Below are 15,806 nucleotides of genomic sequence, written 5' to 3' on the forward strand. Positions count from 1 at the left end.
TAAGTGGAAACGTAAATGTTAATGCTAAGTCACCATGCCTCATAATAAAAGTTTTTCAGTAGAGTAAAGGGCTGAATATTCAACCCTCCGGGTAGAAGGGCCGGGCCACTCAATTGGTGGCCCTCCCCCCTACAGAACCCGGCGTGAGGATTTCCCGCACCGGGCTCTTCAAATATGGATACACAGCATAGCGTAGATCTTCAATCGATTGTAGGGGATGAAGAGTTTCGGTCGCTTAAGGGGAAATAATGTGCGATCGTGGCGATATTCTTCCCAAGTTACATAGCTTTTCTGACTTCACCTACTCAGCAATTTTCGCCAATAGGTAACCGCGGCAGCATAGAGTGCGTTGCGTCCAAAAATGCCGATGGCCACATTCACGCATCCTTGTGCAATTTGCATCACAGCGACCCACTTGAAGTCGCCTGTAAACGTTCACGGCTACGCAGGTCAAGATATCCAAGGTACAACGATCACGGCGGATACGCTTCAAGCACACAATACGTTTGGGGAACCGGATGCGGTGAAGCTGTCCGCATTTGAAAGCTCTTTGTCAAAGCTAATTATTTGCCCAAGGTTCATTTTTTTCCTAGTGACAATGTGATAAACATACAAATCGCTTTCTTGCATGGACTCCCCCTATATACTTATGTTTAGCTAGGATAATTCGGCGTCTTCCAGAATTATCCTGTGAATAGGCGCTCTCTCCACTGGCCAATTAATAAATCTCCGACCTAGAGGCGTCCGGAATGAGATTAAGTTCTTGTCAAAATCTAATAAAATAAAAAAGCCGCGATATACACGGCAATTAATGAAATAATGTTCTTGTCACCCGACACTTATTTTTTATCTCTTTTCAAGCAGCTGATTATCTTTGCCTTAGGAAAGCAATAATCGCTCGCCGAATCAGTACCGGTGAGTTGAAAAGCTACAAGAATGGACGCTTGCGTAAGATAAGGAGGTAGGATTTATGAGCAGCAATCTAAAAAATAAGCAGGGTCTACTGTGCCTTTAGATTTATGGATACGGGTCATCAGTTCCCTAAGATTGCGTCAAGAAAATGTGCGAACTGTTCGTCTTTCTTATATAATTCCGCAATATCAACCTTATTGGCAGCCGCCAGGCTGTGCTCTACGCGGTACTTCAGGCCTCTATTTTTGAGTTGATTAACATCGAGATCTAGCCAGGCTTCAATAGAAGGATTAGGAATGGCAGACACCCATTCGTTGAATTCGAGGCCTTGCTCTAACATCCCTTTTGTCTTGACGGGTTCATCATCAGCATCGACCACGATAAGCATCTTAGATTCAGAATAAAATGTATTCCAAAATGCGTTTGCCACTCGAGGAATCGTGAGTTTTCCCATAGCAACAATAATCTTGATCGATCGCTTTGAGCCGGCTTCACCTAGGATTCTCTCCGCTAGTGTAGCTATCACTACACGATCTGTTTCTCCTTCGCACACGATTAATAGATCTGCCTTAGCTCCGTCGACTGACTGCGTTGCTAAAACTCCACCTGTTATCGCGTCAAAGCGTAGATGGTCTATCTCGACTAACTGCTTCTTATCGGCGGTGACTAGTTCGCCTTCAGAAGGGAAATATATTGCACCTTCCTCCGCAGCCTTGCGGAGCTTGTTTTTAAGAACATTCGTGAATCCGATACTACGATCGATCGCAGCGTCCAAGTCTCGTTTATCGAATAAAATAACGTTGAGTGCCTTGCCAAGGACGAGCGCATCAACCGCATCCTCCGCATATCCTGACATCGAGATAAATATTCCAATTGTACCAGCCAATTTACCTTCAACTTTCCCCTTAAACTGATAGAGGGTAGATGCAGGCAGAGGGTCAGCATGCCATTTGGCTTCCAGTATATAAATACGCCCATCAAGATATATGGAGCCGTCAATCTGTTCTCCCATGGGCCGGTAACCTGTGCGCGGTTCGAGTTGCTCGAATGTAAACAGCTTATTCAACAAGATCTCAAAATCATATCCCCGACGCCTTTTCGCGGCTCCATCCGCTGTGGCAGGTAAGTTAATGAGTTTTTCATATTCTTCTTTTATGTACTTCAAATCTGTCGCCATTTTCTTCCCCCAAGATTTACTTCTACTTTTGCTTGGACTTACTTCTCCCTACTTATTCTAGAAACAACACTTCCCTCTTTTATCAAAGATCGTGAAAATGTCAGCATATATCTTAACATTGGAAAACGTTCTATTGCCTTGCAGCAGGTGATAAACCAACTAATTAGCAACATAACAGGTGCTACACTTAAAGCGGCCTTTTTTAGAGGCTCCAAAAAATCTCAAAATACCATATAGGAATTCCTATCACTATCCAGTGAAAATAAAGTAATAGACTGGAATCCTTGAATTGAAGCTGTTTTCGAGTTGAAGTAACGTCAGCTTTTGAAATATAAGTTAGACTGAACCATTAAAAAGAACAGTGGCTAACTAAGACTTGAAAAATAAAGTCTTAGACAGCTGCTGTTGTCATTGTACTAACATCTCCCTTTAGAGTTGAATCCCAGTATTCACGAAATCATTATGATCCTTGTTATCAAAATTGCCTCTAATGATTATATAAGGCCTACTCGAAATAAAAAAATCCACCTAAAAAACAACTCCCATTCCGGTGGTTTAATTATCGTTCTCCGTTAGCGCAATGCAACTTTCTAAAAACCTAGCAACGCAGGTAATCTGTACCCGAGCTCTTGAGCAATTCTCACAAACGATTCCTTAAGTGTTGCATCTTCATTAAACATATCTTTTAATGCATCTCTCAAATGCCACGGATGGTCACCAATAAATGTAACTGACAAAGACCACACAATAGTCTCATCAATACCATATTTTTTAATATACCAAACCACTAGCAATCTCTTTGCATGATTGGCCCAATCAAATGAAGATATATACCGTTCTTCAAATGCGATCCGTTTAATGATTGTAGGGAGACCCTTTGCAATTAATATATTCATATCTTCTTCCTTAATGATTTCTGGAGCTACACGTTGGTTGGAGTTCACTATACTCTCTATTGCTTCTATCTGCTGATCAACTGGTATCAGGTCATTTCTAAGTAATGCTGCTAATATACTAGGCTCAATTTTACCGTCAAACCAAAGTTTTCGAATGAACTGAGGATGTCCTCTAAAATACACAACCTTACTAGAATCATTTTTCAATATGGCCTTGTATAACTTTTCATTTTCCAGAAGATATTCTATCAAGGCTTTATCGAAAGCTTCGTTTACTCCAAATAGTCTTATCCAAAAGCTAATTTTACGTTCAGATTCATATGAATTATGGAAAAATGTATCACCTAATAACTGATTAAGTTCTACAATAAATTCTTTATAATCATGCTGGTAAATCGAATGAACAATCTCCTGAATTATATACTCAAAATCTGTATTGGGTGCTGTAAGGGTGATATCAAAGTGAACTCTGACTTTTTCTAATACTGCAGCTTTTCCTCCATTAACTACAAACTTAGGCAGGTTATATTGAATGAATGACCAGAAAGACTCTACATGTGATGCTTGAATACCGTTTGTTTTAGCGTGTGCACAATCATTACGTCTATTCTTCCAGTATGTAACCTGCTGCCTCAAGTCATCGGTTAGATTAAATATAATCCATGATCCTGGGCCTCTCTTCACTGCTTCATAAACTTCTTCATCCCATTTATCATCATTGCGTAAATTTTGTAATATTGCATTCCATTTTGCTACTGGAACATCATCCGTTTTCTTAGTTGTTAAAATTCTCTCTTTTAATACAGTCTGAAAAAAAAGATATGAAAACAAATAACCAGCTCTATATGCAGATGCTTTATAACAAACAATTGATTCCTTGAGAAGGTTCTCTGCCTCTTCGGAAACAATTTGATTAGATAACCATTCTTCAATCTTTAGTCTCATAAAATATCCTCCTATGAATACTCAGAACTAAAATAACCACTATCAACTTCTCTTTATCCGTATGCGCCACCATTGCCCTAATTGATTTATCGCATATTAAAAGTCAAAATTAGTTTTTCGTTTTACTCTTAAATTTAAAATATCCTCACAATAATCAGCCTCTTCGGAGCGAACATTCTTATTTACATCGTAATTAGCACCAAATGACAAATGATTTAAACTGCCAATAATATAAAACTTTTCGTCACATATTATTAATTTTTTGTGAGTATTAGTATCATTTGTACGAAATAAATCGCCATATTGACTAAATTTCATTTTTAACTCTTCTACAGTTTTTTTAGACGATGAGTATCTATTTGAATCTTTATAACCATCTTTATAACCAAATAGTATTTTTACGGTTACTCCTCTTTTGAGTGCATCTTCTATAAGTTCTAAATATTCGCTAATGACATATGAATTGACCCAAGCACTACTAATATCTAGTTCCTTCTCAGCTGATTTCAGCGCATAAATAAAGAAATCTTTTATTTCTTCATTTTGTATTGTCTTCACGTTAAAAGTTGCTCGATTTTTAGCTAAAAATTCTACTATTTTTTCAGCAAGAGCATTTTCATCCAATGAATTTTTAAGTTCTGGCAAAATAATTTCCTTTATTTTGTTTACAAACAACTCTAAATAATTCTCATTTAATAAACCAAATAATACTTTCATAACTCTTTCCAAAACGTGGGACGCATTTAGATCTCTAATAATTTTATCATCTATCGTTTTGCTACTTATGATTCCTTCTAAACTATGATTATCCAAAACAGAAACAAGACTAGGTGACATTATTTTTAAAGATTCCTCGAAAAATTCACTCACATTGTCTGATATTCTTATATTAATATTTTCATCCTTTATTATTTCTCTTGGTGCATTACTGGATGAAAGGTTAGTGGAGGAGTGATACAAGACTGGCCTTATGCTAATATGGTCTTCCCCAAACAAGCTTATAGCTTCGTTAATCCAATCTTCATTTAATTTTATGACTTCTTTAGATTTCTCGCCAAATCCAATTCTTCTTTCGTCAGAATTATTTATTAGTTTTAACCAGTCATTCATCATAATAGTAACTAATTTCATTCTTCGATTACAATATTCACTTATTACCCTTTCTATCAAATCTCTATTTGCTAACTTTTCAGTTATTTCTCGATGCATTGAATTTTTGAACGCCAATATTACAATATTATTCCCAGCCAATACAGGATCCCCATTAACTAGCCAAGCGTGAACTGTTATTTTTTTGTTTTTTATAACTTCAAGAATTTTTGTCCATCCAGTTAAAATTTCTTTTGTGTATTGAGATGGACTACTATTCATTAATTGTTTAATATCTTGTAGTTCTTCTTTACTAAGCGAAACAAGGTTTTCCCCAAAAAAATCAATTGCTTCACTAATCCAATTTTTATTATATTCATATGTGTTAGTTGGATAATTAAAAGCATATAATTTATTCTCCATTTTTATCTCTAACCAATTTTTTAACATAATTGTTACTATTTTCATTCTTCGATTAAAGTAATCACTTATAACCCTTTCGATTAATTCTCTATTTGCTAGTTTTTCAGTAGTTTCTCGATGCATTGAATTTTTGAATGACAGTAATACAATATTATTCCCAACTAATACAGGATCCCCATTAACTAACCATGCGTGAACTGTTATTTTTTTGTTTTTTATAACCTCAAGAATTTTTGCCCATTCACCAAGAATTTCTTTTGTATCATTTATCGAAAAATTTATAAGTGCTCTTTCGATTAAATTATATGTCATGTAACACCTCGATAATAAATATAACGTATGGTTCAGGATATGGATGGATGACGTTGCCTGACCGATGGCGCGTGCCGCTGCTTGAGCGGCGGGTCGCTGTTTAAGCAGCGGACAGCAACATTACAATCCTTCATGTGTACATCCTTTACCGAGAATAAATCTGTGCTACAGTTGAGGCAGTTGCAAGCCATTTGCAGAGCGTTTCGCAGGCGGTTTTCGCAAAGGCAACGTTTCTCAAGTATTGCCAGAATCTTTTTTTTCAGCGAAATCCAAACACCATTTGCGCAAAGTCGCTTCACTTTGGGTTTCCATCAGATCCTGAGCTCGCAAATCAGCGTTGATGCCTGCCTGAGTAGCAATGGGTTTGCGTTTAATTTTCGGCATTGTATCATCCTTCCCATGAATACTTCCATTCAATTTACTAACCCCATTCTAACATATATTGTAACTATCCTGCCCAATAGCTTAATGAGACTGCCCTTCTCGAAGTGGCAGCCTCATTTTTTAGTTTATTGAAGTAACGTTCCTACGTTAGCGGAACAAAATCATTTTTGCGTTTCAATTCGTTTGTTATCTTTTTTCAACCACCAAATACCAGCACATTCGGGTAGTGTGATTAAATTTTCTTTTACAACCCTATCAGCAAGTACGTCACCAAAGAAAAATCTTGTTAACTCATCAGCCTGCTGCAGACTATCGAAATGATAATCTAGGCGTATCCTATAATGCTCCCATAGTACTCGCCGCAGATTTTGATTCTGTGAGGTCAGCGTAAAAAGTGAGGACTGGACTCACTTCCGCCGCTGTGCTGCTTATGGGAAAATTGCGTTGTTAGGAGTATAGCGGCGAAAAAAAAGAACCTTGCGATGGTTAGTCGCAAGGTGATCTTAATTTGTTTTATTCTGACCTAAGATTTTCGATAAAACTAGAAAAACTTTCCGAAATTAATACCAAAAAATTATTAACTGGTTCGTTTCCGTCATCATGCATAAAATCCCAATAATAGATAGAGCCACAATCATCTTTTTCTAAAGAAATACATATTAAATTTCTAAGAGGATCTTCTCCAATAGTAACTATATGTCGTGGAAGTTTGCCTTCCTTGTTGAAGAAAAGATAATTCCCGACCAAGCTAGGTGCATCTCTAGAAATTAAAGGAAATAAAATAGATAAGTAACTAGTTAATATTCCGTTTTGTGTAGTGAACATCATACTAGGTTTCGGTCTTCCACCATTGATCTTTAATAAAAACCTTTTATAGTCTTCTGGAAGTATGAAACCATATCTCTTCTCTACTTCTTGGACAAACTCGAGAGATATTGGTGAAGAAGTACCCTCCATTTCAAATTGCAACATGAACACCTCACTTTTTCTTTTTTACTTTAACATGCCCAAAAACTCAATAAATGACTTGGAAATTAGACTCATATTATCACTAAATAGTTGGATTTCATGGTCATTAAAATAAACAAATCCTCTGTCCTCACCATCTAATGATATACATATCAAATTCCCGAAGGGGTCGCGAGCAATAGGTAGATATTTTGGCTTAATTCTTTTAGTACTTTTAAAGTACTCAAAATCAGTCATAAGATCATCATATCTTATATCACCATTAATAGCTAAAAAAAACTGAACTATTGAAGTCGACTCTTCCCCAAACCTACTGGTAAATGCAAATTCTGATCTAACAGGAATTCCTCCATTATTGTGCAATAAAAAACACGTATAATCTTCAGGAAGAGTGAATTTAATTTTTCTTTGAACTTCTTCTATATCCTTATTGGATATAGGAACCCTGCTTTTCTTTATTTCCATATAATTCCCCTTCTATTGAATTGAATTAAACAATGAAAAACCACCAGTATGGGGAAACGCATCATGAACGTCTGTGCGAATTAGTGTCATCGTTTGGGTATCTTCCATATGATGCCATGTATAACCATTTGGAGTTGATGTAAAACCAGCTTCTTTATTGGCCGCCTGAAAATCCTTTGCTCTATTTCCGGTGTAGTCAATCTTGACTTCCGCCTTACCTGCACCATTCCATTTATAGGGAGAAAAGTCAGGATACCCTTGCTTGTTATAATTTACCCTAATATCTTCTCCTACTTTAGTACGCATAGTAACTGTTACTGATCCATCAGTATTAACATTGATTCCTTTAAGATTACTATTGGAAAGACTAGGCGTTCTCGTGCCAACTGATTCTTTATAGTCTTGATATCGCTGCCTAGTTATTGCGGCTACTTCTGCTTCAAGCTGTTCAAATGTTATTCCTGATGATGATGCGGCTCCAGAGTTTGAAACTGTACCACCCGAACTACTTCCTCCACCCCCACCAATACCACCACTAGCACGCCCACCAGCACCGCCACCGAGGCCAGTCTCTTCTTTTGCGTTTCCAGTTCGGTCTACATATCTTAGCGGATTGTTCTCCACATACGTATAAAGGTTTAATGAAAGTGGGTTAACTACTTGCCCTTCATGGGGGTCCTCACTGATAAATCGCCCTACGCTTGGATCATACCATCTAGCTCGTAGATATTGCATATTGGCCGCGCTATCCCAGAACTCTCCGCTATAACGGAATGGCTGCTCGACTGATTCGCTCGTGGTAATCGGGTTGCCCCACATATCATAGCTATAGGCATTCAGCGTATTCCCTGCGCTGTCCGTGAGTCCTACAACATCCCCGTGACCGTTCGTCTGGTAATATTGTTTATTTCCCGACGCATCTTCACGAGCAACGAGTCCGTTACCGCGAACATAACTCGCTTTAAGTGCTGCTGTTCCGTTCGCTACCACCGTACCCTCGGCAATCATATTTCCACTGTCATAGTAGTACCGCGTCGTTACCCCATTCTCCGTTCGCTCGTACAGCAACCCATCTCCATTATACCTGTAAGACACATACTTGCCATCATCAGTGCTAACTTCCGTGAGGCGATTGCGATCATCATAGGCGTAACTGGTTCCGATAAAGTTGATGTCCTTGCTACTTTGCAACGCTTGGCGGTTGCCGCGAGTATCATACTTATACTGCTCATTAAATTGGCTGGAAGCATCAACTCGGTTCAGTTGGTCATATGCAAATGTGCTGGATACACCATTTTCGGTTTTACTAATCTGATTAAAATTAGCATCATACCCATAACTAAATGAATTCACTTCGCTACCGGTTAGCCTCTTCTGAGTTAATCCGGCTAAGTTAATTCCATCATAAGTATAGGTCCAAACTAATGCATTTGCATGTATGACTGACGCCAACCTGTTGTTTTTCTTGTATGAATATAAAGCGACTTCTTGATCTGTTGCAGACTTCACGCCTGCAAGTCTGTTCCGAGTATCATAACTATACTTTGTGACTAGACCGAATGGATCCGTCATTTGCTCCTGGTTCCCCAGTACATCATATTGATACTGTATAGTTCTTCCATCCGGGTACGTTAATTTGGTTAAATACCCTGTTGTAAGGTCATATAAATATGAAGTTGTTCCAGTACTATCTGTCATACTTAACCGTTGACCTGCTGCATTATACGTGTACGTAACAGTTTCATTAGAAGTCTTGCTCATATTTAAATAGTCGCGTTTAGGATCATATGCTAATGTTGTAGTTTGTCCCTTTCGGTCTACCTGTCTTATCATATTTCCATTTACATCGTAGAAATAGGAATCTGTAAGACCTGAGGAATCCGTTCGCTTAATAATCTTACCTAGTTCATCGAATTGTTTAATTAATTTATTCCCATCAGCATAGTGAATTTCTGTTAAATTTCCACCTAAACTGTAAGTATAATTTGTCTTATTTAATTGAGGATCGACTATAGCAACTAAGCGTCCAAGTACATCATACTGCTGAGCGGTTGTATTGTTATTACCATCTGTTATTGTCAATGGATTACCAACATAATCATACGTATAACTATTCAATATATTGGTACCAGTAGGCTTCAATTGCTCTTTTTTAAGCAATCTCCCCATAATATCGTAGGTCTCCCTAAATTGGTTGCCTTCTGCATCTGTGGATACCATCGTCTGGTTAATATCATTATATTCAACGCTATCACCAAAACCATCTGGATAGATGACTTGAGTTGACCGTCCCCATGCATCATAAACAGACTGTGTTCGTTGACCCTTTGCATCCTCACTCCAAGTCCTACGTCCATAAGCATCGTAGCCAAATGTCGTAAAATTTTGCCCCTGCGTCACCTTTGTTTCTTGACCCAATGGGTTATATTGCTGATGAGTAGTGAGACCTGCTACATCTGTGACTGCTACTCCGTTATTGTTATCATCGTAAACAATTAATGTTTGGTTGAGATCAGGTAAAGTTTCTTTGATAACACGACCCAATGGGTCGTATTCATAAGAAATTTCATTCCCTTTTGCATCAATTAGTTTAGTTAGTGCACCTGTTGATTTATTGTACTCAGCCTTTTTATCTATCGTCGTAACGATGCCATTTGCATCCGTAACGTTAACAGATTGTTTTGTCATGAACCCAGCATTGTACAATATTCCATACTCTTGATTAATGACAATGTTTCGATTGTCGTCTCGAATCGTTCTAGAAATTGAATTACCATAAGGGTCATAAGCGTTATTTATCTGCTGTTTCAATGCTCCTGATGATGTATTTTCTTTTACCGTAGCTTGAACAATACTACCTTGCTCATTCCTAATAAGTTCAGAATAACTGCTTTTATCTGCATCTATTGGGTGTAACACAGTACTTAATAAATGCGAGGTTGCATCATACACAAAGGTGGTTATTACATTTAAAGGACTCGTTTCAGTAAGAACGTTTTTGTAGTCATCATATGTCCTTTTCATAATTAATGGTTGTGAAGTGGTTGTACCATTTGATGTAGTTGTGCTAACTTCAATTGGTTCGGGCAACTTCCTTGCCTCATCAAATGTTTGTTTAGTTAGCTTCTGAGTTACTCCTGCTTGCTGCAGTATTTCAGTATTGTAAACCATATCAGGTGTATCATCATTAATATACTGCTTTTTGAAAGTATACTTGGTAGTTTTTAAGCCGTCATTTAGACTAGTTGAAAAACTATATGTGCTCTTCTGATTTGCCCCCCCATCACCAATATACGAGTAATCGACATGGTTGCTCTTCTCATCTGGCTTTCCTTCATAAGAAATACTATCCTCCCTTGCTGTTACGCGGTATACATTTTCCTTTGCGCTTGGTCCCAAACTGCGCGTATAAGGAGTATACGTATATTCAGTGCGGGCCTTTGTGGGATGCAATACTTGCTTTAATAACGCTGTATAATTATCCATCATTCGCCCGTACCCTACTAAATCAAAAGGAACAGTAGCGATATCATAAACGTAAGATGTTTTTCTACCCGCAGGATCTGTAACTTGACTTAACAATTCTTTGTTACCTTGTGGATCTTTTATTTTACTATATTTAATTGTACGACTACCTTGAGTAATGGTAACTTCCGTAGTTGAATATGTAATGTTGATCTCATTTTGAATTGCATCTTTTATTTTAGTTAATACCACACCGTACGGGGTTACATTCGCATATTCGAATTGTATTGTATTGTTATAAGCATCGGATATCTGAATCAATTTACCATCATACGAGAAATACTGTCTCTGTCCATTAATAGATGAAAGAACATAGTATGAAGGAATATTATTAACAGTAACGGTTGAATTGTAGCTTAGTGTAAGATCCTTCCAAGGATATCCTTTTAAATTTACGCCATCAAGTTCATATGTGCCGCCTCCCATAAGGGAGATAAACTTTTTATTATTATCCTTTGTTTCAATAAACGAGATGTCCCAGCTCCATCCTTTACCGATTGGGAATCTGTTTTCTTGTACTTCTCTACCTTTAACTTTATTTGCAAATGCATATTTATAATTAGAACAATTACCATAATAATCTTTCTGTAAGCAGACTGGAGTTTTACTGTTTGGGTACTCGAGTACAGTTCCGGTAGTAAAAGCCTTAGCCATCAGGGGAACGCCACTCAGATTAATATTTTCATTTGCGAAAATTGGCAAACTATTAGGGTTGTCTGGATCTGTATACCCCCAGGCGTTCTCTAACAATCGACGATTTTCGTTATTAAAATCCTCAATTGGTGAGTAGGAAGTAGGGTAGTCCCAATAAGTGTACTGACCCATATACTGTACAAAAGAATGATAGAACCAACTATAGTAATAAGGCTCGAAATAAAAGTCTGATGCACTACCATATTGTGTAATCTTTTCCCCAGAATATTTAAAATATAGTCTAGAGGAAAGTTTTGGATAATACGCTACCGAGAAAACATTATCACTAAACACGTCTTTGTCGTAATAAGTAGCCTCGGAGCTGTTATACCGACGGTTTAATGAAAATGATAGGCCATTTCTTCCGGGTAATGTCATGTCAACATTTGATAAGGTAAGCGACCCATCCATCAATGACACATTCTCATTACCACCTACGGAATACGGAGCATCTGCTTTCATATTAAGACGTTTCACTGCAAAATCATCATAGGTTGTTGGAAAATTAGTAATTGGTGAAGCAGATAGTGCTTTAATTCCCTTTAATCCATACACATTGCTGTATACTGAGCTAGTAACTTGAGAACCTAAAATCTGTTCGTATGTAAACTTATCTGAGGTTATTGAAGTTGTTCCTGTATTAGTTACATAAGTACTTTCTGTAACACTCGGTTTGAACTGTTCGGCAGACTGTAATAGGTCGTCTTCTTGCGAAGAGGATTTTATTGAATAGTCTTGTTTCTTAAGCTTTTCTAATATTTCAGGATACATTTGTTCCAGCACTTCATCTAATGGCCGATTTGATTCTTTTTGTAGAGCACTAAGTAAATTCTGTATAGAATAGCCCTTGTTTAATTCATTTAATAATTCATTTTGTGAAATGTTATATTTTTCGCTCAACCATTCAATTGTTAGTATTTGTTCACTTTCTATATAAGATGAACTTGCCGCGAGTGCAGAACTAGGCAACATGGACTGCAGCAACAAAAAACATAATAATAAGTAATTAAGAATTTTTTTCATTTCCTTCTCCTTCTATAAATTTGATTTGATTTAAAATGAGTATGACAAGCAGTATTTGTATTTTGAGCCTATGGAAACTTAATTTGTTGCGTATTTCCGTTATTATCGCTTTTAAAATCAGCAAACACATTCCCATTAGAAAATAATATTTTTTCAAGTCTTCCATTTTTGTCGTAAACATACGACAATGAACCAACGATAACTACAGAACGATAACTATTACTCGAATCCGACTGGTTCCATGAGGCGTCTCTAGCCTTTACCGTAAACTTATAGGTATTGTTCACTTCTAGTCCTTTTACTGTATAAGTCTTTATATTACTCTCAACAGACTTAAGTTTATAAGTTCCTAAATAGATATCATAACCGACAACTCCCACATTATCAGTTGAGTCATTCCAGTTTAAAGTCACTGTACTCCCCTCCCTTGTACCAGTTAACTGCACTGGAGCAGTAGGGTCAATTTCATCAAATGGTGTTATCGCGAATCCGAAATCCAGGAAACTCTGATCTCCAGTCAAGACAATATAATAGGTAGTGCCAGCGAGCAATTCATAATCAATTCTTGCATAGTATTCTAGCGAGTTACTCTTACTACTAGCTATGTAATTATTTAAATTGGCTGTATCCGATAAATAAAGACTAGTGTTGTTTATACACCATTCACATAATTCTCCTGTTATGAGGGTGTACTTCTGTGTAATAGACGGGGTAAAGGAATATAATTTAGCTATAGGCGTTGAGAAACTCTGATTCGTCAACTCTCCAGATACAAGAGGAGTGAATTGATTAACTGTCTCCTGAACCCTTAAGTATCCACTAATAGAATTTAAACTAAATTTGTTTTCTACCTTTATATAAATGGTGCTATTAGAAAATAACGTTAAACTGATTGAAGATAGTTGCGATCCATTGGCATCATCGTTATATGCAAATTCCTGTCTTAAATCATTATTATTATAAATAGAGATTACTGTATCAATATCTCCATTGGGGACATTTAATGTATCAAAAGTTACCGTCTTCGTTTCATTAGTCGTAAATTCGAAGAGTTGATAGCTTTCCGGAATAATATTGAAGTTAACAGATTCTCCCTCCGAAATAGATTTTGTAGCCGAAACCACATAAACAGTAAAGGATGTATCGAACCGAGAATATTCATTAACCCATTCCCAAGTATTGTACATTTGAATGGTGTAAACACCCGGTGGGGTTGATTCTGAAGTATGCCATGTATAACTATGGTATGAACCATCCGTAGATGAACTTTCATCAATAGTTGTACCCTCTGGTGTCCAAACATTTACATTAGCGTGACCTTGGTACTTGGGAAATGCAACTGTAACAGTAACGCTTTCTCCAGGTGAAATAGTTTGCCAGTTTCCCATTTTATCTTTATCGGAAACATCGTACTCTGCAACTGACAGATCAGCAGGTGTATCTAGCGATTTGGCATATTTGTTAATTAATTCGATACATTTAGCTCTCAATTCTTCTACGATTACCTTATTTTCAGCATCTACTAGAGCATTATTTTGTTCATTTATATTCTGTGAAAATTGACTTAACCTAGAATATTCTATATTCAGTTCGTTATAAAAATCATAAATTTCTTTTGCTATTTCGATTTTATTTTGTGTTATTGCTTTTGATTTCAATCTTAGCAAGGAGGAAATTAAATTACTAACACTTAACGATGTTGTTGACCCAAAATTGCCTTCTGAATTTGAACTATAATTCAGGGCCTTCATTACGTTGACTATTCCTTTGCCATATTCATGAGCATCACCTAAAACAGTTGGCGTTACCAGTATTTTATCTTTGATCTGATCACTCTTAAGATTCAGGTCTGATGACCAAATGAGTGCAGCGGCCCCAGCTATATACGGCACTGAAAAAGAGGTGCCTGTACGTTCTCTATACCCCCCATTCAGATCGGTACTCAAAATATTTTCGCCAGGAGCCATGATATCTAGTTCTGATCCCGTACTTGAGAAGTCCGAACGCTTATTCATACTGTTTAAAGCCCCGACAGAAATGACTTCTGGATACAGAGCAGGATATGTCTCAGTTTCTTTCCCTAACCCAGCATTGCCTGCAGCAGCAACGAACAGAATTCCATATTTTGTGGAGGCTTCTTGGATTGCTAGATGGAGCATCTCACTATACTCATTCCCACCAAAACTCATCGAGATAATATTCATTCCATTAGAGATACTCCAGTCTATCGCCTGGATGACAGAACTATAGTAGCCTGATCCAGTAGCATCTAAAACCTTTAATGCATAAATTTCAGCATTAGGTGCCATTCCTACTACACCTATGTTATTATGCTGGGCTCCAATAATTCCTGCTACATGAGTTCCATGACCATTATCGTCTTCAAACGATTTACTTCCTTCTATAAAACTCTGACCTCCAGCAATTTTCAAATCAGGATGTTGACTCATTACACCTGTATCTAATACTGCAATTTTAATTCCCTTGCCTAAGTACGAATTATTATGTGCATAGTCAGCCTGTGTGGCTGCTATCCCCCAAGGAGTCTGTTCTGTTGAAGTTTCACCATTACTAGTTTCTTTTACTGATGTTATACTTACACGTTTGTCTTCCTCGATAAATTCCACATCTGGATCAACTTTTAATAAACCATATTCTTTCGTGCCTACTTTAGTAAACAAAGTGTTCTCCACTTTCTTCATTTTTTTAACCTTTTGCTGATTAAATCCTTTCTTGGTCATCCATTTGTTTGCGTCTGATGTTGGTTTTAAACGTATTAAATACGATTTCTCTTCATTCTCATTAGATGCTGCACTTGCTTTATTGTAATCATAGGGAATGACGTTACTCGAAAAAAAAAGTAAAAGTGAGGCAATACAACACTTTATAATTATTTTAGATACCATACAAACAGTACTTCCTCTCTATGCGTAAGATGACAGGCAGGCAGCACACAAGATATACCTATATATTCCTGCATACAAAACTCGCGG

General features: G+C 37.2%; 8 protein-coding genes and 1 pseudogene. All 9 read right to left on the bottom strand.

What is annotated here, in order from left to right; translation table 11 throughout:
• Window positions 1–537: 537 nt before the first annotated feature.
• Window positions 538–630, bottom strand: a pseudogene (locus ABE504_RS08655) (DUF2441 domain-containing protein); the annotation flags it as partial.
• 403 nt (window positions 631–1,033) lie between these two features.
• The gene (locus ABE504_RS08660) at window positions 1,034–2,089 is read right to left on the bottom strand and encodes a TOPRIM nucleotidyl transferase/hydrolase domain-containing protein (protein WP_430087157.1); all 1,056 of its coding nucleotides are present in this window, start codon (window positions 2,087–2,089) and stop codon (window positions 1,034–1,036) included.
• A gap of 590 nt (window positions 2,090–2,679) precedes the next feature.
• Entirely contained in the window at window positions 2,680–3,930 is a 1,251-nt protein-coding gene (locus tag ABE504_RS08665) for a hypothetical protein (RefSeq protein ID WP_430087159.1), read from the bottom strand.
• Between the two features lie 96 nt (window positions 3,931–4,026).
• Window positions 4,027–5,754: a phospholipase D-like domain-containing protein gene (locus tag ABE504_RS08670; RefSeq protein WP_430087162.1), complete on the bottom strand. Its 1,728-nt coding sequence runs from the start codon at window positions 5,752–5,754 to the stop codon at window positions 4,027–4,029.
• A 234-nt stretch (window positions 5,755–5,988) separates the two neighbouring features.
• Complete coding sequence (locus ABE504_RS08675) at window positions 5,989–6,138, bottom strand: hypothetical protein (protein WP_430087164.1); 150 nt, start codon at window positions 6,136–6,138, stop codon at window positions 5,989–5,991.
• Between the two features lie 513 nt (window positions 6,139–6,651).
• Window positions 6,652–7,110 (bottom strand): SMI1/KNR4 family protein, encoded by a 459-nt coding sequence (locus tag ABE504_RS08680; protein WP_430087167.1) that lies wholly within the window; start codon window positions 7,108–7,110, stop codon window positions 6,652–6,654.
• 21 nt (window positions 7,111–7,131) lie between these two features.
• Window positions 7,132–7,572, bottom strand: coding sequence for an SMI1/KNR4 family protein (locus ABE504_RS08685; protein WP_430087170.1), 441 nt, complete (start codon window positions 7,570–7,572; stop codon window positions 7,132–7,134).
• A 12-nt stretch (window positions 7,573–7,584) separates the two neighbouring features.
• Window positions 7,585–12,813, bottom strand: a complete 5,229-nt coding sequence (locus tag ABE504_RS08690; protein ID WP_430087173.1) for an RHS repeat-associated core domain-containing protein — start codon at window positions 12,811–12,813, stop codon at window positions 7,585–7,587.
• 68 nt (window positions 12,814–12,881) lie between these two features.
• Complete coding sequence (locus ABE504_RS08695; protein ID WP_430087176.1) at window positions 12,882–15,719, bottom strand: S8 family serine peptidase; 2,838 nt, start codon at window positions 15,717–15,719, stop codon at window positions 12,882–12,884.
• Window positions 15,720–15,806: the final 87 nt, after the last annotated feature.

Source organism: Paenibacillus oryzisoli (assembly GCF_050467285.1).
Taxonomy (GTDB): domain Bacteria; phylum Bacillota; class Bacilli; order Paenibacillales; family NBRC-103111; genus Paenibacillus_E; species Paenibacillus_E oryzisoli_A.

Bases quoted from the DNA above. Each gene is read 5' to 3' on its own strand.
- ABE504_RS08665 (WP_430087159.1), bottom strand. From the start codon at position 3,930: ATGAGACTAAAGATTGAAGAATGGTTATCTAATCAAATTGTTTCCGAA.
- ABE504_RS08675 (WP_430087164.1), bottom strand. From the start codon at position 6,138: ATGCCGAAAATTAAACGCAAACCCATTGCTACTCAGGCAGGCATCAAC.
- ABE504_RS08685 (WP_430087170.1), bottom strand. From the start codon at position 7,572: ATGGAAATAAAGAAAAGCAGGGTTCCTATATCCAATAAGGATATAGAA.
- ABE504_RS08660 (WP_430087157.1), bottom strand. From the start codon at position 2,089: ATGGCGACAGATTTGAAGTACATAAAAGAAGAATATGAAAAACTCATT.
- ABE504_RS08680 (WP_430087167.1), bottom strand. From the start codon at position 7,110: ATGTTGCAATTTGAAATGGAGGGTACTTCTTCACCAATATCTCTCGAG.
- ABE504_RS08690 (WP_430087173.1), bottom strand. From the start codon at position 12,813: ATGAAAAAAATTCTTAATTACTTATTATTATGTTTTTTGTTGCTGCAG.
- ABE504_RS08695 (WP_430087176.1), bottom strand. From the start codon at position 15,719: ATGGTATCTAAAATAATTATAAAGTGTTGTATTGCCTCACTTTTACTT.
- ABE504_RS08670 (WP_430087162.1), bottom strand. From the start codon at position 5,754: ATGACATATAATTTAATCGAAAGAGCACTTATAAATTTTTCGATAAAT.